This is a genomic window from Pedobacter hiemivivus (assembly GCF_005144565.1).
Classification (GTDB): Bacteria; Bacteroidota; Bacteroidia; order Sphingobacteriales; family Sphingobacteriaceae; genus Pedobacter; species Pedobacter hiemivivus.
This window is the reverse complement of record NZ_SWDX01000004.1, coordinates 44,975-64,456: the sequence shown is the minus strand read 5'-3', so window position 1 is coordinate 64,456 and position 19,482 is coordinate 44,975. Positions and strand designations below refer to the sequence as shown.

The 19,482-nt window shown below is 40.0% G+C and carries 14 protein-coding genes; all 14 read right to left on the bottom strand.

Features of this window, described 5'->3' with window-relative positions; all coding sequences use genetic code 11:
* Nucleotides 1-2: 2 nt before the first annotated feature.
* Nucleotides 3-383 (bottom strand): glycine cleavage system protein GcvH, encoded by a 381-nt coding sequence (gcvH, locus tag FBD94_RS10600; protein ID WP_131609155.1) that lies wholly within the window; start codon nt 381-383, stop codon nt 3-5.
* A 103-nt stretch (nt 384-486) separates the two neighbouring features.
* Entirely contained in the window at nt 487-7,677 is a 7,191-nt protein-coding gene (sov, locus tag FBD94_RS10595; RefSeq protein WP_136880199.1) for a T9SS outer membrane translocon Sov/SprA, read from the bottom strand.
* Nucleotides 7,678-7,680: 3 nt separating this feature from the next.
* Entirely contained in the window at nt 7,681-8,265 is a 585-nt protein-coding gene (gene ruvA, locus FBD94_RS10590) for a Holliday junction branch migration protein RuvA (protein WP_131609159.1), read from the bottom strand.
* 2 nt (nt 8,266-8,267) lie between these two features.
* Nucleotides 8,268-10,583 carry an NADP-dependent malic enzyme gene (locus tag FBD94_RS10585; RefSeq protein ID WP_136880198.1) on the bottom strand — a complete coding sequence of 772 codons (2,316 nt, stop codon included), beginning with the start codon at nt 10,581-10,583 and terminating at the stop codon, nt 8,268-8,270.
* A gap of 74 nt (nt 10,584-10,657) precedes the next feature.
* The gene (locus tag FBD94_RS10580; RefSeq protein WP_136880507.1) at nt 10,658-11,881 is read right to left on the bottom strand and encodes a lytic transglycosylase domain-containing protein; all 1,224 of its coding nucleotides are present in this window, start codon (nt 11,879-11,881) and stop codon (nt 10,658-10,660) included.
* Between the two features lie 68 nt (nt 11,882-11,949).
* Nucleotides 11,950-13,404, bottom strand: coding sequence for an Asp-tRNA(Asn)/Glu-tRNA(Gln) amidotransferase subunit GatA (gene gatA / locus FBD94_RS10575; protein ID WP_136880197.1), 1,455 nt, complete (start codon nt 13,402-13,404; stop codon nt 11,950-11,952).
* A gap of 41 nt (nt 13,405-13,445) precedes the next feature.
* Nucleotides 13,446-13,652 (bottom strand): Sec-independent protein translocase subunit TatA/TatB, encoded by a 207-nt coding sequence (locus FBD94_RS10570; protein ID WP_131609167.1) that lies wholly within the window; start codon nt 13,650-13,652, stop codon nt 13,446-13,448.
* 10 nt (nt 13,653-13,662) lie between these two features.
* Nucleotides 13,663-14,055, bottom strand: a complete 393-nt coding sequence (locus FBD94_RS26255; RefSeq protein ID WP_225874709.1) for a Sec-independent protein translocase subunit TatA/TatB — start codon at nt 14,053-14,055, stop codon at nt 13,663-13,665.
* Nucleotides 14,056-14,109: 54 nt separating this feature from the next.
* On the bottom strand, nt 14,110-15,444 hold the full coding sequence (locus tag FBD94_RS10560) for a murein hydrolase activator EnvC family protein (RefSeq protein ID WP_131609169.1): 1,335 nt from the start codon (nt 15,442-15,444) through the stop codon (nt 14,110-14,112).
* Between the two features lie 22 nt (nt 15,445-15,466).
* On the bottom strand, nt 15,467-16,258 hold the full coding sequence (locus FBD94_RS10555; protein ID WP_136880196.1) for a DUF4292 domain-containing protein: 792 nt from the start codon (nt 16,256-16,258) through the stop codon (nt 15,467-15,469).
* Entirely contained in the window at nt 16,236-17,297 is a 1,062-nt protein-coding gene (locus FBD94_RS10550) for a tetratricopeptide repeat protein (protein WP_136880195.1), read from the bottom strand. The genes FBD94_RS10555 and FBD94_RS10550 overlap by 23 nt, the downstream gene beginning before the upstream one ends.
* Nucleotides 17,298-17,729 carry a dUTP diphosphatase gene (dut, locus tag FBD94_RS10545; protein WP_131609175.1) on the bottom strand — a complete coding sequence of 144 codons (432 nt, stop codon included), beginning with the start codon at nt 17,727-17,729 and terminating at the stop codon, nt 17,298-17,300. It abuts the gene before it with no gap.
* Entirely contained in the window at nt 17,726-19,198 is a 1,473-nt protein-coding gene (locus tag FBD94_RS10540) for a lipopolysaccharide biosynthesis protein (protein ID WP_136880194.1), read from the bottom strand. Before FBD94_RS10540 ends, dut begins: the two co-directional genes overlap by 4 nt.
* Complete coding sequence (locus FBD94_RS10535; RefSeq protein WP_317131566.1) at nt 19,199-19,477, bottom strand: acylphosphatase; 279 nt, start codon at nt 19,475-19,477, stop codon at nt 19,199-19,201.
* Nucleotides 19,478-19,482 lie beyond the last annotated feature (5 nt).

The window sequence follows — 19,482 nt, the reverse complement described above, 5'->3', positions numbered from 1 at the left end:
TATTAAGCGCCTACCAGTGCTTTGTAAGCATCAGCTGTTAACAGTCCATCTACTTGAGATGCATCTGAAATAGCCACTTTTACCATCCATCCCTGGCCATAAGGATCAGAGTTTACCAACTCAGGATTATCATTTAAAGCAGCATTGATTTCTAATACTGTACCTGTTACCGGCATAAACAAATCTGAAACAGTCTTAACCGCTTCAACAGTACCGAAAACTTCATCTTTACCTACTTCATCACCTACAGTATTGATATCAATATATACAATATCACCTAACTCACGTTGTGCAAAATCAGTAATACCGATAAAAGCTTCATTACCTTCAACTTTAACCCATTCGTGATCTTTTGTGTACTTTAATTCTGATGGAAAATTCATTTTTTTAATATTATATGTTAGTTGCTATATTTTAATTCAAAATCAGGTAAGCTTATACCCAATCCGCGTCAAAGGTAATTAAATCTCATCATTTAAAACAACTCTAATTCAGCGTAATCCTTAGGCTAAAGCCGAAATTACTAAACGAAGTATTAAACGATTGTGAGGTATACGGCTTGGTAACATTGGAATCATAAAACACCCTCACATTAAATCGCTGATTTAGTATGTAATCAACACTTGGTCGTAAGGTAATGTTTTTAGCCCCCGAAGAAACCTCTGCCTCTGCAACATCGGATCTGTAAATAACGGTCTTGTTATCTCTCACGGCGACATCCAACTTAAAGTCCATGTTGTTATCCATTTTCAATTCCTTAAACAAACCGAAAGGGAACCTGAATTTAGTCGTACGGTAACCTAAACCAAAGACCATGTTGTTTTCCGATAGCTGCGCCAGCTGACTATTGGCCAAACTTAGTCCCAGCATCCGTGTGCGTCCTATTTCAAAATTAGCCGTCATGTTGTTTTTTAACCGTGTATCTACCCCAATTAGTGGCGAGAACTGCTCGGCAATAGTCACCTGAGTATATTGATAGTATGGTAAAAAGTTTCTGTTTTCATCTCTGGTCACTACAGCACCATTATCTTCCTTATAACGAATCAAGGAATTAAAACCATTGATACTATATACGGAGCGATACGAATGTCGAAGATCTATCGAACTGAATGTTTCCGCAAGGAAACCAATCCTGGTAAGCCCCCTATAATTCAATCGCCAGTTTGGCAATGGAATCTTTGGCTGAGAATTCAAATTGATTGATGATGCGCTCTTCCCGCTATAAGCAGCCAAAAATGCCGAGACAATCACATCCTGAGAATTCTTGTCATAACCATCGGCATAACCACCAGCGCTGCCAACAGAGTTGGCATTTTGCCTACCCAAACGTTGAGAAATCACTTGCCTATTGTCCATAAACTGACTAAACAATTTAGAAACCAAACTGCCTTGTTTTTCAGAAAACGCTGTTCCAATAGAGATGTAGGAAATACTATAATCTCCGGTTGTAAAAGGACTCATACTCTGGAAATCCGATATGGTTTGGTCATATCTAAAATTAGTAGAGTAATTTAAGGTCCTGTTTTTATTCGCCGTAAGTGTAATGCTCAAATCTTTAATCGGCTCAATTAATCCTGTTAAACTTAAATCCTCTCTTAAAGTATTGATGTAAAGTTGTGTTTGTAAAGTGTCTCTGGTAATCCAATTGTGGCTTAAAGCCATTTCCCTGATGTCGCGCTGACTACCAAACACAAAGCCTAACCCTGGTGCCCCAGTAGCTTCGTCCAAACCAAAATAACTTACTCTCGGTAGGTAGCCCGGTAAAAATGTCCCCTGAGTTTTAGTATAAGCCGCATTTACATTCTTGATGCTGGTTAATAAACCAACAAGGAATGAACCACTCGGTGGATTATCGCCACCAGCATTTGCACGCCTTACAAAACCGAATTTATTATATAAACCAGCAAGATTAAGTGTTGGATTTAACTGTATCGTTCTAGAGTTTTGTATCGTATTCCCCAGATCAATCAATGGATCTCTTAAGGTCGATAGCGCTTCCGTTTGCCAGTTAAAGTTAGTTCCATATCTAGTGGCCACAGTTACCCAATCCATGCCAGGAATCTTATTTAATGGCAGTGAATAGGTAATGTTCATGTTGTGGTTATAGTCGGTTGTTCTACCCAGTCGTTTTAAATTATTCCATACCGTATCACGCTTCATTCCTTCAATCTTACCTTCTGGTTCATCAATGATGGAGTAGTTTGTCGCATCAAAATCCAGCGTCAACGACTTCGTTAAGTTCCATGAAATACCATAAACCCGCGTAACCAAAAAGTTCTTATTAAAGGTCGTATTGATAGGGATATAATTATTCGGATCATTATTTCTCAATGTATTTTCCGAATAATAACGGTCTACATCAATTCTGAAGTTCAAGGCATTTGGCAGTATATTGAAATTAAAATCTCTTAATAAAGCTAATGTATTCGACTTGATGATCTTTGCAAAAGGCTCAACCGTTTTCGACTGTCCAGCGTAATTATAAGCCAGCGACCCTCTGTAAGTTTGCTGGATATTCTTTTCGTTGATAAAATCACGGTGTGCAAACTTCGTATAAGCATAACTTACATTAAAGTTCTCAATATCCCATACCTGAGGCTTCTTATCAGGATTTGTGCGCTCCTTGCGTACATTGGTAAAGTTGATAGAATTTCTTGTTGTATAATCCTGAGCATACTCTAAAATCGCTTTCTTCTCAGAACTTGATGCTTTTGACAAAGCATTGCTCAACTCAATATCAGGTGTTTTAGGGTCGTACTGAGGCGTACTCACCTGGCTTGAATAACTCACAAACATAGGAATCTTGATCCCAGTTTTTTGAGGGAAGAATTTTCCAAGCTCCATGCTTGAAGAAATATCAAAAAACACATTATCTGCGCGATTTCTTTCGCTTACTCGTTTTTCTAATGATCCAAATCCTATTGTTGATTTACTACCTGATACATTCACATCTGCAAAATCAGCAAGCTTGGCATTCATCCTTGCGGTAGCAGCCCAACCCCCACGTTCGTCAAACTCAGTCAGTCTCATTTCATTGAACCAGACCTGCGCATTCTTATCCAAACCATCATCACCATTGCCATTTGCATTGTTCCGGGATGGATTCAGTACGCCGAGCATATACACCCGAACCTTGCTCATATCAGGCTGCCCCTTTACAATAATTGTTCTTCCATCAACTACATACTTAAAAGGCTTGCTAATGTTCCATGGAAATCCATCCACATCCAATGCCTTATTCCGCTCCAACTTTGCTTTCTGGAACAGCTCCAACTCAATGTCCATCTTATTCTGATCTGGCCAAATTGCATATGGATCACTCGTGCCTGGTCTGGTCACTTTCAAAGGCAATGAATATTCGTAGTAGTTATCCTGGTTATCCGTTCCTATTCTTAAAAAAGCATGCAGGTCGTTATCATTTAATATCGCGGTACCCAATGCCTCGAGGTGAATATACATCTCCAGGTGCTTGTATGACCTGAAGTCGTTCAGTGCAGTTTTAAATGTTGCCCTTCCATAACCATCACGTAGGCTCTTTATTGTTGCGGCAAGCGATTGCTCATTCTGTCTCGTATCCCCACGGTAATTGCTAAAATCACGTTCGCGCTCAATACCCGGTGGCACTACGTAAGGAATAGGTGTTCTCTTACCGTTCTCCTCAATATTTACTGTTGATATTTCAATGGTTGAATTATCAGGACCCAAATTTTGCAAAGGTGGATCAAGGATCACCTGCGAGGCCTCATTAGCCGCATTGTACTGTCTCCACTCTCCTCTCACTAACTGAATCTTTCCAAACCTCAACACCGTTGTATCGGCGAAGTTTGTCATGAACATTCTGATGAATCTAATCGATTTAAAATCCTGAATGTTTCCTACCTTTTGCTGGTATTGTGCCAATGGAATGCGAACCTGATACCAGGTTACCGCTTGAGTTTGTCCGTTGGCCAACTTCACCTGCGAAGTAACCTTATCCGTAACAAAGTTCTGTCCAACCATTAAATCGCCAGGACGCATAGAAACTTTATACTGAAAATACTCGTCACTCTGGGTCATGTTGTTGTCCCTATTGATATCCTCGCCATCAGGCAAAGACGTAGAAGCAGAATTGTCTACGCCGAAGTCTTCCATCGATTGCTGTGAAGTCTTCGAATTTCCTTCCGGACCATTATAACGTTGGTAGCGTCTCAATATTCCGGCATTAGCCTGATCCTGTTGTCTACCCCTAAAATATGCATAATCATCTGATGAAGGGTCATTATCAAACTCAGCCGCAGCATCAGGATTTAATTGTCCCTTTATCTGATTGATCAGCGTAGAAAACTTCGCTTTCTCATTTGCATTAGATAATCCATCCAATCCTACATCCTGTACTTTTCTGGCAGCAGGATCATTATCAAACGCTTGTACCACTGGTTGTAACTTTGGTACTCTACCCCAGGTGGTTTCATCATAAGCATTTGGATCACCATTTGCAGGTAAACCATTTTCTAATGATTTACGACCATCCTTTAAAATATCCTCAGAGATATTTCCAAGGTTGAAATATAAATCACCTCCCGTCGAATTTGGCTTATAAATATTTGGGTCCATCACCCAAAGTTCAATGTATTCAATATTCAAGGCTTGGAAATCGGTTGTTTCAATTTTCCTGAACAAGCCACCCCATCTTGATCTAGGGTTAGTCAATGTTCCATTGGCATTAAATCCTGTAGTTGTATAATTATAAGGGCCGCGAACAGTAGGATAAAAAGCAACATCAAGCGTTGGTAAGGTATAAGCCTGTCCGGTGCTCGTTTCTTTAAAAGGAAAAACCTCCTGCTCAATAATCTCACGCACATAATGATTGGAGCGTTCATTTACATTATTCCTAAGGCTTGCAGGTAAATCTCCCGAACTCCGGTTATAGAAAATTGGGTCTATATTATAAAATGCAATTCTAGCCCGGTTAAAACCGTAGCTCAAATCGTCCATTCTGCTTGCTTCTGGAAAAAGCTGAGGTGTTCCCGACAACTGCCAAGCGATAGCACTTTTCAAATCTATCACCGAACGTGAAGCTTCAAAGTCATCAAGGTAACTTACTCCACCCTTTTGTCCACCAAAATTTAATGCACTTGGATGTCCTGGAATTAACTGCGCAAACTCACCGGCAAAAGTAATATTCGATGGCGCCTTGGTAGAAAGGAATGGTAATTTATCCACCAACTTAGTCAAAAATCTTGAAGGTGAACTGTAGCTCATATCCAATCCCCACATAGTGTTCGAAATCGGTTCTTCACCAATATTCACTTTAGGGGTAAGCGGCTTCTCGGTAAGGTTCATTAAAGTACCCCCCAGATTTAATTTGCTGTTTACCTTATAATCTAATCGCGTACCAAATAACGACCGCTGCTGTAATCCAAACAACTCATTATTTTCTGTAGTGATCCTGATCGGTTGTCCCGAACTTAATAAAGCCGGATTGATAATCCTTACCCTACCGCCCTGGTAATCTACTGTAAAGTCAATACCTTCCTGCAAAGGAATCGTACCGGCAAATACTTTCACGGATCCTTCTGGAACGTTGATCGCATTTAAACTAAACTCAGAAGCAATTTCTGATTGATAAGCCCCTTTAATGATGTACCTATTTTGGTTACTAAACAATTGCTGAGCAACAACCTTCGTTGAATCATAAAGTGCTGTAAAAGTATACCTGTCGCTAAGCGCTTGTTCTGATGGCAAAAACTGACTGGCAAGGTCCCTACCAAAAGGTTCGATAATAGGGAATATAATCCGGCCATTTAATGGATCTATCGTAATGTAACCATTAACGGTATTGGTGGAAAAATTTACCAGGCTATTCGTCGTACCGCTAGTATTACCCGCATTACCAAATGAAGTGTTCTGTCCGTTACTTCCATTAGAGCCAAATGGCTTGTTTTCTGTCTGGAAATCAAATACCGCATCTGGTTTACGCTCATTTTGCTGGTTCAGCCTATCCAAGCCTGTGATCTGTATCCACTGCTTGCCATTAAGTGGCTTACGGTCAGCATCCAGTTTTTCGCCCTCCTGTATCAGTGGTTTTTCAACACCTGTTTTCTCGTCAATTCTAAAAATATCCAATTTAAAATTCTGCTGACTGATTTGATAACCGCCAATAGAATAGATGTTTTTCATCATCAATCCCCAGGTTGGTAAATTGGTTTTTATCGTTTCGTTTTTCAATAATTTGGTATACAAAACCTTAGGTGTTGCCGGATCAAAAGGAACATCCGTAGAAAACTCACCAACCTGATACTCCACACCATTAAAAGTATATCGGTAAGCTACCGTAAGTACCTCATCACTATTCAATCCATTATTTAAGGATATATAACCCAGCTGGGGATGAAAAGTATATTCTCTATCAGCCAGCTTCCTTGCATAAGTTAACTTCGCGTAGTTATCTGTTTTGCCTTTATCCTCGAAATAGCCAATGATCGCATTAGAATTGGTGTTACGAGAATCAGCGGGAATCTTATCAAAAAGGTCATTGGAGTTCCTAGGAAATACCGGATTTGTAAAACCCGAAGGCAGTACCGATCTCCCACCTGCTATTGCCGAATTATAAGGCCTATTTTCACCAAGATCCAGAAAACCCAATACGTCCCGTGAATCTTGTGTACTTCCTGCCCTATTGGTAATCCAAACCTCTATTTTAGTAATTGACACCCCCGAAGTGATGGTTGGGGCATTAGATTGTGATTTATTATAATTATCCCTGAAATATTGAGCCAGGAAAAAGTGTTTATTTGCTTCGTAATTGTCTGCGCTCAATCTATACTCATTTTGTTGCGCGCCATTATTGATCTGTATTTGTCTGGATTGAGATTTCTGTTGCGTAAAAACGGTACTTACGTTTAGTTTACCAAATTTCAACTGTGTTTTTACCCCAAACAGCGCCTGCGTACCACTGATCAGTGTTGTATTTAGCGGTAAACTCACATTACCCGCTTCTATTTTTTGTATAATATCATCTTCACCACCAGTATAATCCAGCTTAACCTGGTTTTCAAAATCAAATTGAGCTTCCGTATTGTAGTTCATGTTGATCTTTAACTTGGTACCGATATTACCAATCACATCCATCTGTATGCGTTGGTTAAAATCAAAATTCCCTTGTACCCGCTGACGCTCGTTAAATAAAGGGTTTTCGTTTTTATTGATTCTTCCTAAAAAGGTAAGTTCTGCTTCACCACGTGGTTGAATATCGATCGTTGTACCTCCAAATATCCTTTCAAAAGCCTTACTGTTAATCTTCAAACTTGGAATAATCCCGGTCTTTCTTACATCATTTACCTCCTGATCAGAAAGCACACGCCAATTATCCCGCTTAATTTCGCTGTTTACCAAACGCAGGTACTCCTCTACGGTTAGGTATTGCACTGTACCGAATGGCTTATCACCAACCAGCTCCTGAATGATATATCTTTTATTTACGGCATCATATTCTACCTTCCTATGCACATTGTCTGGCAATGGAGAAAAGGAATTAGACAAAGACCTGATTCCAAGTCTTTGTTTCTCTTTCAAGCCGAAAGAATTTTTTACGGTATCCTGTTTCGCCTTCTTAGGTCCAACTTGCGAAAAAACTTGTTGTCCACCCAGACAAACAGTCAGGAAGAGAAATAGCGTCAATAAGGTTTTCAATGGCAGTTTTTATAAATTCTTCAATGCTATTTTTATCATTTGTTCAACAGACAAATCCTGTCCACCAACCTTCACCGCATTGTCTATTGCCTTTTCAGAAGCAGGCTTGGCAAAACCGAGCATCGTTAATGCCGATATCGCTTCTTCTCTTGTTGTATTGTTTAGCGGAGCGGCCATTAAAGAGCCCGAGCCCTCCTTCTTTAGTTTGTCTTGCAACTCAAGCACCAGTCGCTGTGCAGATTTGACCCCTATCCCTTTAATTCTTTGAATGAGTGCCAAATCAGCATTTACAATTGCTGTCTGAATTTCAATAGGTGTTATGGACGACAACATCATCCGCCCTGTATTCGGTCCGATCCCGGAAACCGAAATTAAATGTAAAAAAAGCCTGCGCTCCCCTTCATCGGCAAAGCCGTAAAGGGTATGCGCATCTTCTTTTATGTGCAGCCAGGTATAAATCTTACACCTTTCGGTGTTCGCAAGGCTACTATAAGTATTTAAAGATATATTGAGATGATAGCCAACACCACCAGCCTCCACAACAATATAGGTAGGGCATTTAAATGCTAACTTACCATCAATATATTCGAACATAATTATTTCTTAGCTATTCTTTTTAATAAACCGCCTTTCTTGGCATTTGCTTCTTGTTCTTTACCCTGAACATCTAAAACAGCTAAGGTAACCATATTTACAATTTCTCTTACCGAACTTCCAAGTTGAACAATATGAACGGGCTTATTCAAGCCCAACAAAATTGGTCCAATAGCTTCAGCTTCACCCAATTCCTGCAACAACTTATAAGCAATATTACCCGATTCCAGGTTAGGGAAGATCAATGTATTTGCCGGTCCATCTACCAATCTGCTAAAAGGGAAATTGTCTTTCAATAGCTCATGGTTCATCGCAAAATTACCCTGCATTTCGCCATCAACCACAATGTGCGGATGCTGTTCATGCAATATCTTCACGGCCTTTCTTACTTTCTCAGGAACCACCCCTTCGTTAGAACCAAAGTTAGAATAAGATAACAAGGCAACGCGTGGATGAATGTTAAATTTACTAACCGATTGCTCAATAAGTAAAGTTAAATCAACCAGTTCCTCTGCCGTGGGATCAACATTTACTGTTGTATCTCCAAAAAACACAGGCCCTTTTTTGGTCATCATCATGTACATACCCGCAACACGGTTTACACCAGGCGCCGTACCGATTACCTGTAAAGCAGGCTTAATGGTCGAAACATAGTTCCTTGTCAAACCAGAAATCATCGCATCAGCCTCACCAAACTCTACCATGGATGCACCGAAGTAGTTCCTATCGCGCATTAATTTAGTAGCTTCAAATAAAGTTAAGCCTCTACGTTGTCTTTTTTCATACAAGAACTTACCGTATTTCTGCATCAATTCAGGCTCCTTAAATGGATCAATGATCGTTACACCTTCCAAATCCAGTGCACTTTCTTCAATGATCCGTTCAATCACCTCTTTATTTCCCAGTAAAATTGGAATCGCGATGTTCTCGTCTTTCACGATCTGGGCAGCCTTTAATATTTTATAATGATCTGCTTCAGCAAAAACAACACGCTTAGGATCAGATTTAGCTTTATTCGTAATTGCACGCATAATCGCATCATCCATCCCTAACCTGTTTTTCAGCTCTTCTATATAAGCATCCCAGTCGGTAATCACTTTACGTGCGACACCTGATTCAATTGCAGCCTTAGCTACGGCGGTCGAAACATTCGTCATCAACCTCATATCCATTGGCTTCGGAATGATGTACTCCTTGCCAAACTTAATATTTTTCTCGTTATAGGCCATGTTTACAGCCTCAGGAACAGATTTCTTAGCTAGTTCAGCAATCGCTCTAACCGCAGCAATCTTCATCTCCTCATTGATCGCAGTGGCCCTTACATCAAGTGCTCCTCTAAAAATATAAGGGAAACCCAATACGTTGTTCACCTGATTAGGATAATCAGAACGGCCAGTAGCCATGATGATATCCTTACGGGATTTAATCGCCAACTCGTAAGCAATTTCTGGGTTAGGATTAGCCATTGCAAATACAATCGGATTTTTCGCCATTGATTTCAGCATATCCTCAGTTACGCAATCTGCGGATGACAAACCAATAAACACATCAGAATCCTTCATTGCTTCTTGAAGCGTATTCAGATTTCTTGAAGTAGCAAACTCTGCTTTTATAGCATCCAGGTTAGCCCTGTCAGCTCTGATCACGCCCGTACGGTCGCACATCACAATATTTTCTTTTTTTGCGCCTAAAGAAACGTATAAACGGGAGCAGGAAATTGCCGCAGCACCTGCACCATTCACCACGATTTTAACTTTATCCATTTTCTTTTTCTGCAACTCGCAGGCATTTAACAATGCTGCGGCAGAAATAATGGCGGTACCATGCTGATCATCGTGCATTACAGGAATATTCATTTCCTCTTTCAAACGACGTTCAATTTCAAAACACTCAGGTGCTTTAATATCTTCTAAGTTGATCCCACCAAAAGTAGGCTCCAATGCTTTTACGATTTTAACAAAATCATCAACGTTTGTGGTATCCAATTCAAGGTCAAAAACGTCAATATCCGCAAATATTTTAAATAACAATCCCTTGCCTTCCATTACCGGCTTACCAGCCTCAGGGCCAATATTACCTAGTCCTAAAACAGCGGTACCATTACTAATTACAGCTACAAGGTTACCTTTGGCTGTATATTTATAAACATCTTCTTTATTCTCTGCTATGCTTAAACAAGGCTCTGCAACTCCTGGCGAATAGGCAAGAGCCAGATCTCTTTGGGAGTTTGTTGGCTTGGTTGGTATAACCTGAATTTTTCCCGGCCGCCCTTGCGAGTGGTAGTCTAATGCATCTTGCTTTCTATTAATCTTACTCATAAAATGATCCTATGTAAAGCGCCAAAGTTACAATTCTTTTGATAAGCCATAAATAAAAAAAGATTAGAAAAGAATTAGCCCTTCATTGGCCTCGTTACATGCTTGCTTTCTGCTTGATGATAGATCTTTAACCGCTGTCCAGGGACAATTGAAGATCCTTTTAAATTATTCCAAACTTTCAGATCCTGCACTTCAACATTATACTTGTTTGCAATGGTACTCAGGTTCTGTCCTGAGGCAACCTTATGATATGAAATTGATGGTTTATGAACTGTTATCTTAGCTTTCTTCGTTGTCTTACCATCATTCGAAGCCAGTACAATGTGCTTATCTACTTCCAGCTCCTCTTCATTCAACAGCTGATATACTTTTGTAAAGCTGGCAAGATCTACCTTAGGCAGGATCACACGCTTGGGTGCTTGCACAGAACCATTTACAATCTTCTTTTTATAGGAAGGATTCAAGCTCCACAACTCATCCACATCAATATTCATGGCTTCTGCCAATGAAGGAAGGGAAACGAACCGATTTACCTGAATGGTATCCGTGTTTTTAAGAAAAGGCGATTTCTGGGCTTTGATTTGATGACTGCCCGAATAATTCATAACATATACCGCTGCAATAAAGGCAGGGACATAATTCCGTGTTTCCATAGGAAGGAACCTTCTTATTTCCCAAAAATCTCTGGAATCAGCTTTAGCAATAGCCCGGTTTACATTTCCCATTCCGCAGTTATAAGCAGCAATGGCTAACAACCAATCACCCAGCTCTTCATAAGCATCTCTAAAATAAGCCGCAGCTGCATAGCTCGCCTGTATAGGATCCTTACGCTCATCCACAAAATTATCCATGTTTAGGCCGTAACCCTTTGCTGTTGCAAACATAAACTGCCATAAACCCGTAGCGCCAACCCGAGATACGGCGTGAGCGTTCATAGAAGACTCTATAATAGGAAGATATTTAATCTCCTCAGGAATATTATAACTTTTAAGTGCTTTTTCAAAAATCGGGAAGTAATAACTAGAAAGACCAATCATCTTACCCATCATGTCTTTACGACCAGCGTAAATATCTATATAGTTTTGAACAAACTCATTATAAGTAAGCGGCACAGTTTTCTGGATAGAATCGAGTCTGGCCTTATAAACATAGTTATGGTTATGGAAAGTTGGGGTTTCGTCTACAACTGGTACATAGGTGGTGTCGGTTATAGCCAACTTTTGCTGTTGTTGCGCAGTTGCAGAAAAGCTGGCAAAAGCCACAGCGCAAGCGGATACAAAGCAGATTAATATCTTCATAGGCATATTAGTTCCTTTTTATCGGTTAATAAAATCTATTTCAGGCTTTAATTAAAAGCGGTGATGGTTTAGTTCGCCTGGTTCGTCAATTGCTCAATATTCTTGCTGCTTAAAAAAGCATGGGATAAAGACAATAGGTCTTGTTCCCCGAAATGCCTGGCCATCAACTGCATACTTAACGGTAAACCGTTATTATTATTGCCCAAAGGAATAGCAATCGCTGGAATTCCTGTCAAAGATGCCAATACAGTAAATATATCAGCCATATACATGACCAAAGGATCGTCGATATTTTCGCCGATATTAAACGCTGGTGTAGGTGTAACAGGACTAATTACTAGGTCAAAGCTGCTTAGCATCTCTTCCATCTTTTCCCTGATCAGTCTTCTTACCTGCTGCGCTTTCTGATAATAAGCATCATAATAACCAGCACTCAAAACAAATGTTCCCAATAAAATACGACGCTTCACCTCCTCACCAAAACCTTCGGCTCTGGATTGTTTATAAAGCTCGTTTAAACTGACAGCTTCCAGGTTACGGTGACCATAATGTACCCCATCGTATCGGGAAAGGTTAGAAGAGGCCTCAGCGGTAGTCAGCACATAATAAGCAGGCACTAAGTAATCTAATAAATCAAAAGAGACATATTCGACTGTGTGTCCTTGACTTTTAAGCGCCTCAATAGCCTTTAAAATCGTTTCCTTTATATCTGTATCTAGCGCGTCACTTTCCAAAGTTTCTTTCAAAACAGCAATCCTTTTAGGCGCAGTGTTTTTTAATCCATCTAAGTACGCTGGAACTACATGTTTAGAAACCGTACTATCGTGATCATCTGCGCCAGCCAAAACCTCTAGTAAAATTGCAGCATCACTAACAGAAGAAGTAATGGTACCCACCTGATCAAAGGACGATGCATAAGCAATCACCCCATATCTGGAGATCCTGCCATAGGTAGGTTTTAAACCTATGCAACCGCAAAAAGCAGCAGGCTGCCTTACTGAGCCACCGGTATCAGTACCCAGAGCAGACAAGCATAAGTCGGCTTGAACAGCAACAGCTGAACCGCCAGAAGAACCACCGGCCACCTTCGTGTGGTCAGCAGCGTTTTTTACCGCACCATAATAAGAAGTTTCATTAGAACCGCCCATAGCAAATTCATCACAGTTCAGCCTGCCAATAATTACGGCATCTTCACTGATTAGCCTTTCTACAACGGTAGCAGAATAGGGAGAAACAAAGCCCTCCAACATTTTAGATGAAGCAGTTACCTGATGATCTTTATAGCAGATATTATCTTTTATACCAATCACCATCCCTGCCAATCTACCTGCCGTCCCGGCGGTTATCTTTTCCTGTACAAGCTTAGCCTGTTGAGCTGCAGAATAAAAAAACACCTCATTAAACGCGTTGAGGTGTTCATTTTTTTCTATTTGCTTAAAATAATAGTCTAATAACTCTGGCAAACTGAGCATTTTCTGCTCAATAAGAGCTTGTACCTCTTTTAAGGAGTTATACTTCTTCAAACTTCAAGAATAGATTAAATTAAAAAATAGGGTTTATAAACCTACAATGGTTTGTTAGTGTTGCTACGGTTCTGATCAACAGCATCGTCAGCACCATCTTTTCCATCTTTAAATTCTTTAATTCCTTTTCCAAGGCCACGCATCAATTCAGGAATTTTTTTACCACCAAAAAGTAGCAATACAATTACTACAATGACAGCAATCTCTCCGCCGCCTAATCCAAAAGCCAATATTGTTGTATCAAACATGATATTTTAATTAAATTTTAGTTTTATCTGTTTCTATTTTTGTGTTCTCGTTATCTACAGCTGGTTCAGCTTTATTAAAGTCTATTGCTGGTTTATCTGTATCGTCATGATGGGCATTATCCTCAGGCTTATATTCATAAGGATGATGTCTGCTGTTATCAGCATCATTAAAGGTAGATTTAAAATCATTGATTTCATCGGTAATACCTACGGAATTAATATTCCTGTGGATTTCGCGCTTAACCCCTTCCGATGCATCCTTAAAATCTCTCAAACCTTTTCCAAGTCCTCGAGCCAATTCGGGCAATTTTTTACCTCCAAATAACAAAAGTACTACACCAAGGATTAGCATAATCTCGCCACCCCCCATGTTTAAAAACTCTATTAACGTCCCTGAATACATCTTGATCTCTATTTTACTTCTTTAAAACAAATATAAACAATTAATTGCAATAGTTTATTTAGCGATCCATGATGCAGGATTCTGCGCCACAGCTCCTCTATAAATCTGAAACATCAATTCTGGCATATCACCCGAAGTAGCCACCGTTCCAATATTCTGTTTTGTACTTACTTCATCACCCGCACTTACGCTTACTGATCTTAAGTTCTGATACACAGTAAAGAACTGCCCATGCTTAATCAGCACATAATGTCTACCCAATGCACTTCCTACTTTACTCACCTTTCCATTAAACACTGCTCTTACGCCCGCGCCTTCCGAAGTTTGAATGGTTATCCCTGCGTTGTCATAACTCGCCTGACCTTCCTTATGCTTTCCGAAACTCTCCGTAATTGATCCAGATGTTACTGGCCAAGGTAAAGCACCTCTATTACTTTCAAATGCGGCCGACAACTTTGCAGCCTCAGGCGTTGCAGCTAAATAACCACTGCTACTTGGTTTTGGTTTTGCAACTGCTACTGGTGCGACTGCAGCTGGTGCAGGTTTATTTTCAGCCTTCGCTTTTGCCGCAGCGGCGGCAGTAGCGGCAGCAGCCTTCGCTTTTGCGGCCCTTTCGGCCTTTTCCGCAGCTATCCTTGCGGCTTCCAGTGCACGTTTTCGCTCCAGTTCAATCTCACGAACAATTGCCGCCCGGATATTCCGGTCAATCTGTGCCTGTTGTTTTTTACGGGTAGCAATATCCTGACGGAATTGCTTTTCCTGCTTACTGTACTTATTCAGCACAGCCGATTGTTCAGACTTATTCTTACCCAACTTATCCTTTTCATTCTCCTGCTCATGCAAAAGATTACTTTTTTCTTTCAGGTTCTTATCTAAAATAACAATTTTATAGTTTAGATCTTTCTGTGTCCCCTGTATGTATCCCGCCTGTTTTTTACGGTACTGCCCAAATTGCTGCAAATATTTGATCCGCTTATAAGCCTGATTAAAATCCTTTGCTGCAAAAATAAACATCATCTTATCATAGGCATTCTTATTCCGCTGGGCAAACCTGATCATTGCACCATATTCCTTTTTCAGTTGCCCAAGCTGCCCTTTCAGATTAATTACAGTATTGGTATTTTCATGAATCTGGTTGTCCAGATTCTTCATTTCAGAGTTAATCACCGAAATCTTATCTTGCATTAACTTGATTTTAGTATTTAATGCATTAATTTGGCCTAAGGTTAACTTTTTATTATTGGCCGTTTTTTTCAGGTTTCGCTGCAACAGATCAATCTCTCTTTGTATCGCCTCTTTTTTTCTTTTAAGTTCCGAGCTGCTTTGGGCAAATGCAACCGATGTGGATAATATAAATAGGAGGAGGAAAAGAAATCTGCTTAGCTTCATTGGGTCAAAAGTATAAAAAAAATCAGTTTATTACTTCATACTTCCCAGGAACACTAAACGGGAAATCAAGTGGAACATTGCGCTCTACATTATAATATTCAAGCTCAATGTTTACAATCTTGTTTCCTGTCATCGAATTTATCGTCAATCCCTTGGGAAACAATGAGCCCCCCAAATCCTGGTAAACTCCATTATACAGAATTTTTAAAGCCTGACCAGCAGCAACATCATTAACATTACTTTCACTAACTTTCATTACCCCATCAAAAAGCACCTTATAAATAAGTGCTTCTTTTTCACCCTGCAATATCCACTGACCATCCGTTTTCTCAATTTTCGCCTGATCGTTCAAAAAATAAGGGATCGTATTACCTAATAAAATAGATTCCAACCAGTCAAAACTTACCTGCTTATTGGTATACTTATGAATATAGCTGAAGGGTTGTTTTAAATATACACCCTGAAAATTGTTACGTACCTTAAGGCTATCTGGTGTAATTAAGGCCCTGGCCACCTCAATACCAGCCAATGCAGTAACGCTCACCCAAATACGGCGACCCTTTTCCATTCGGATATTCATCGTTGCATTGTTCTTGCTACCACCCAGATCCAACTTCGCCTTTGCCTTAACTGACAAGGTGCTAAAAACTAAATCCTTAGACTTCAACAATTGAATATTCTCGGCAACCTTACTACTTAATTCCGTTACGGGCGACTTAGGGGGCACTACTGTTGCTTTCCTGGTTTTACAAGCCAACAAGCTGCTCGAAAGCAAAGCTGCCCACAATAAATTATTCCAAATATTTCCGCTCATAGATCTTTCTATTTAGTTTTTCTGAGCCATTACCAGCTGCTTTTGCTTTTTTCCATTCTACCAGAGCCCGTTCTTTATCCCCGTTTACAAACAAAACATCGCCATATAATTCCAGATAAATCCCATTATCAGCATCCAACTGCAAGGCCGACTTCACGTGTGGTAAAGCCAGGCCATTTTGATTATCCTGATGCAATGCTAAAGCCATAAAGTAATATAAAATAGCCTGGTTAGGATAAATATCCAGTGCTGCCTCGGCGGTTTTTATAGCATCTTTATACTGCTTTAAAAGCAATTGTATGTTCAAAGCTTGCTCCCAGGCTCTATAAGGATGTTCTTTACCTTCCAATATCATTTTAAACTGGGCCAATGCTCCAGGTAAATCACCTTTTTTGTATAAGCCTTCGCCAAGTAACATGGTTTGCTCAACAGCTGTTAACTCCGGCCTTCCAGGCTCTTCATTGCGTTCCTCTTCGACAGATGCATTTATCTTCCCCCCCGAAGTTACACGCCTTCTTGCACGGGCAAGCTCATCTGATGCCCCAAATTTTTTCTCGAGCTCATCATAGCCCTTCATCGCGTCCGCAGTTTTACCTGCCATCAGATAAGCATTGGACCTGTCGAAATAATAATCGGGTTTATCTGGCGAAAGTCGGATCAGCTGGTTCAAAACTCCTGCCATAGCATTCATATCGCCCTTACGCTTATACAATTCAGCCATCAGCATCCAATACCAGGTATTGTTGGTCTCCAAAGCCGTAGCCTTCTTTATGGCCATTTCCGCTTCATAAAGATTATTCTGCCTATAGTTTACAATCGCTATCTCATAATAAACAGCAGCATTCTTAGGATCCAATTGTAGTATTTTGTTGAAACTCTCGTTCGCCCTACTGTAATCTTCATTCAGTTTATCACGCAAACCACCAAAAAAAAGTACTTTTATCATTGCCGTATCTGCCAATGGCACGGCAGGCTTTTGAGCAAACAATGCAGAAGCACTACCCAACAACATCAATAAAAGCACTTTTAATCTTTTCATTTATTTACCTGTATGTCCATAACCACCCGCACCACGAGCCGTATCACTTAATTCTTCAACTGTATTCCAGGCAATGGTCTCATGTTTTGCAATCACCATTTGCGCAATTCTATCGCCATTGTTAACTACAAAATCAGTATCCGACAAATTAACCAATAGCACCTTAATCTCTCCACGGTAATCCGCATCGATGGTACCTGGTGAATTCACAATACTGATGCCATGTTTATAAGCCAAACCACTACGCGGACGAATCTGTGCTTCGAAACCAACCGGAAGTTCAATATATAAACCAGTTGGAACCAAAACACGTTGCAAAGGTTTAATCGTAATTTCAGTTTCTATAAAAGCGCGCATATCCATCCCTGCCGCATGAGCAGTTTCGTATTGAGGCAATGGATGACCTGAATTGTTAATGATATTTATGTTCATCGTTTTTTTAATATTAATTTCAACTGATCTTTTTCAAAATAGACCACACCCACCAAAAAGACCAATAGCAAGGCATTACCAATATAAAGATTCCTATTAAATACCCAAAAAGAAAGCACCACCAGTACAACCGAAACCAACAGGTAAGCAAGCATCCTTTTCAAATCATAAGGTATAGGATAATGCTTCTGTCCAAGTATATATGAAATGAACATCATCACAAAATAAGCCAGCATAGATACCCACGCAGAGCCCATATAGCCATACTTTGGTACAAGAACAATGTTCAATACAATGGTGGTTATTGCGCCGACGACAGAGATATACAAGCCAAATTTTGTTTGATCTGATAATTTATACCAGATAGATAGGTTCACATAAATTCCCAGAAACACATAACCAAGCAGCAAAAAGGGCACAGCGTTTAATCCCACCCAATATTCCCTATCAATAAAATACTTAAGGATATCGATATTTGCAATCAGGCCGACAAAAATAACTGCCAGAGCAATGACGAAATAATTCAAAATCATCGCATAGGTTTGTTTGGCATTTGCACTTTTAGCATGACTAAAAAAGAAAGGTTCTGCACCCAATCTAAATGCGGTAATAAACAAACTTAAAAATACGGCAATTTTACAAACAGCACCGTAAATCCCCAGATTATATTCAGAAACCCCGAGCTGGGTGATGATCATTTTATCCAGATTTTCATTCACCACAAAAGAGAGATTAGCCACTAAAACCGGCCATGAATAGGAAACCATTTTACCAAAAAGCTCCTTATCAAACTTAAGTTGCAGCTTCATCAATTCGGGCAAAAGCAAGATCAAAGTCAGCACACTTGCAATCAGATTTGAAATAAACACATATCCTATCCATTCTGCTCTGTACCATGAACCAAACCATCCCCCTATCGGGCCGCCAAATTTAATGATAGCTGGAACAGCAAATAAAAAGAATAGATTGAGACCAATAAAGCTGCCAATATTCAGGAATTTGATCAAACTATACCGCATAGGACGCTCATCAGCTCTAACTTTTGCAAATGGAATTACGCAAATGGCATCTATGAAAAGTAACCATACAAAATAGTGTACATACTTTACATAATCAGCCATTTCATCCGGTCCACTGGCAAAATATGCGGCTATAGGTGACGAGAATACAATACCTGAGATTAAAAAGAGTGTGGCGATAAGGGCAACACAGAAAAATGTGTTGTTGTAAACCTCTTGTTTTTTATCCTCATGCTTATTCAGGTATCTGAAAAACGTGCTTTCCATACCAAAAGCAAGAATCGCATTGATCATGGACGCCGAGGCATACATCTTCGTAAAGATCCCATATATTCCAGGTTGAAATACGCCCGTAAAAAGTGGCGTAAGTATAAAATTAAATAGCCTGGAAACTACGGTTGTCACACCATAAATAGCTGTTTGCCCAAGAAATCTCTTTATCGATGACATCTATTTCTTAATGATTTCAAAGTTCTGATAGTTTTTAACAGTTCCCGGTGTAATCTCTACGTTCTCAATCTTAGCACGATCTGTCCCCTCGTTACACCAATCCGTAAAAACTTCCAGCAAAGTATCATCCCCCTCGGCCTCTATGTAAACGCTGCCGTCTGCTTCATTTTTAATCATCCCTCTAATCCCCATCTGGTCGGCCACAACCTTGGTTACAGCCCTAAAAGATACCCCTTGTACTTTTCCAGTAATCTTAATTTGTATATGTTTTATTTCCATGTGTA

Coding starts and splice junctions, on each gene's coding strand:
- gcvH (WP_131609155.1), bottom strand. CDS start 383: ATGAATTTTCCATCAGAATTAAAGTACACAAAAGATCACGAATGGGTT.
- ruvA (WP_131609159.1), bottom strand. CDS start 8,265: ATGTTCGAATATATTGATGGTAAGTTAGCATTTAAATGCCCTACCTAT.
- FBD94_RS10585 (WP_136880198.1), bottom strand. CDS start 10,583: ATGAGTAAGATTAATAGAAAGCAAGATGCATTAGACTACCACTCGCAA.
- FBD94_RS10580 (WP_136880507.1), bottom strand. CDS start 11,881: ATGAAGATATTAATCTGCTTTGTATCCGCTTGCGCTGTGGCTTTTGCC.
- FBD94_RS10570 (WP_131609167.1), bottom strand. CDS start 13,652: ATGTTTGATACAACAATATTGGCTTTTGGATTAGGCGGCGGAGAGATT.
- FBD94_RS26255 (WP_225874709.1), bottom strand. CDS start 14,055: ATGTATTCAGGGACGTTAATAGAGTTTTTAAACATGGGGGGTGGCGAG.
- FBD94_RS10560 (WP_131609169.1), bottom strand. CDS start 15,444: ATGAAGCTAAGCAGATTTCTTTTCCTCCTCCTATTTATATTATCCACA.
- FBD94_RS10555 (WP_136880196.1), bottom strand. CDS start 16,258: ATGAGCGGAAATATTTGGAATAATTTATTGTGGGCAGCTTTGCTTTCG.
- FBD94_RS10550 (WP_136880195.1), bottom strand. CDS start 17,297: ATGAAAAGATTAAAAGTGCTTTTATTGATGTTGTTGGGTAGTGCTTCT.
- dut (WP_131609175.1), bottom strand. CDS start 17,729: ATGAACATAAATATCATTAACAATTCAGGTCATCCATTGCCTCAATAC.
- FBD94_RS10540 (WP_136880194.1), bottom strand. CDS start 19,198: ATGTCATCGATAAAGAGATTTCTTGGGCAAACAGCTATTTATGGTGTG.
- FBD94_RS10535 (WP_317131566.1), bottom strand. CDS start 19,477: ATGGAAATAAAACATATACAAATTAAGATTACTGGAAAAGTACAAGGG.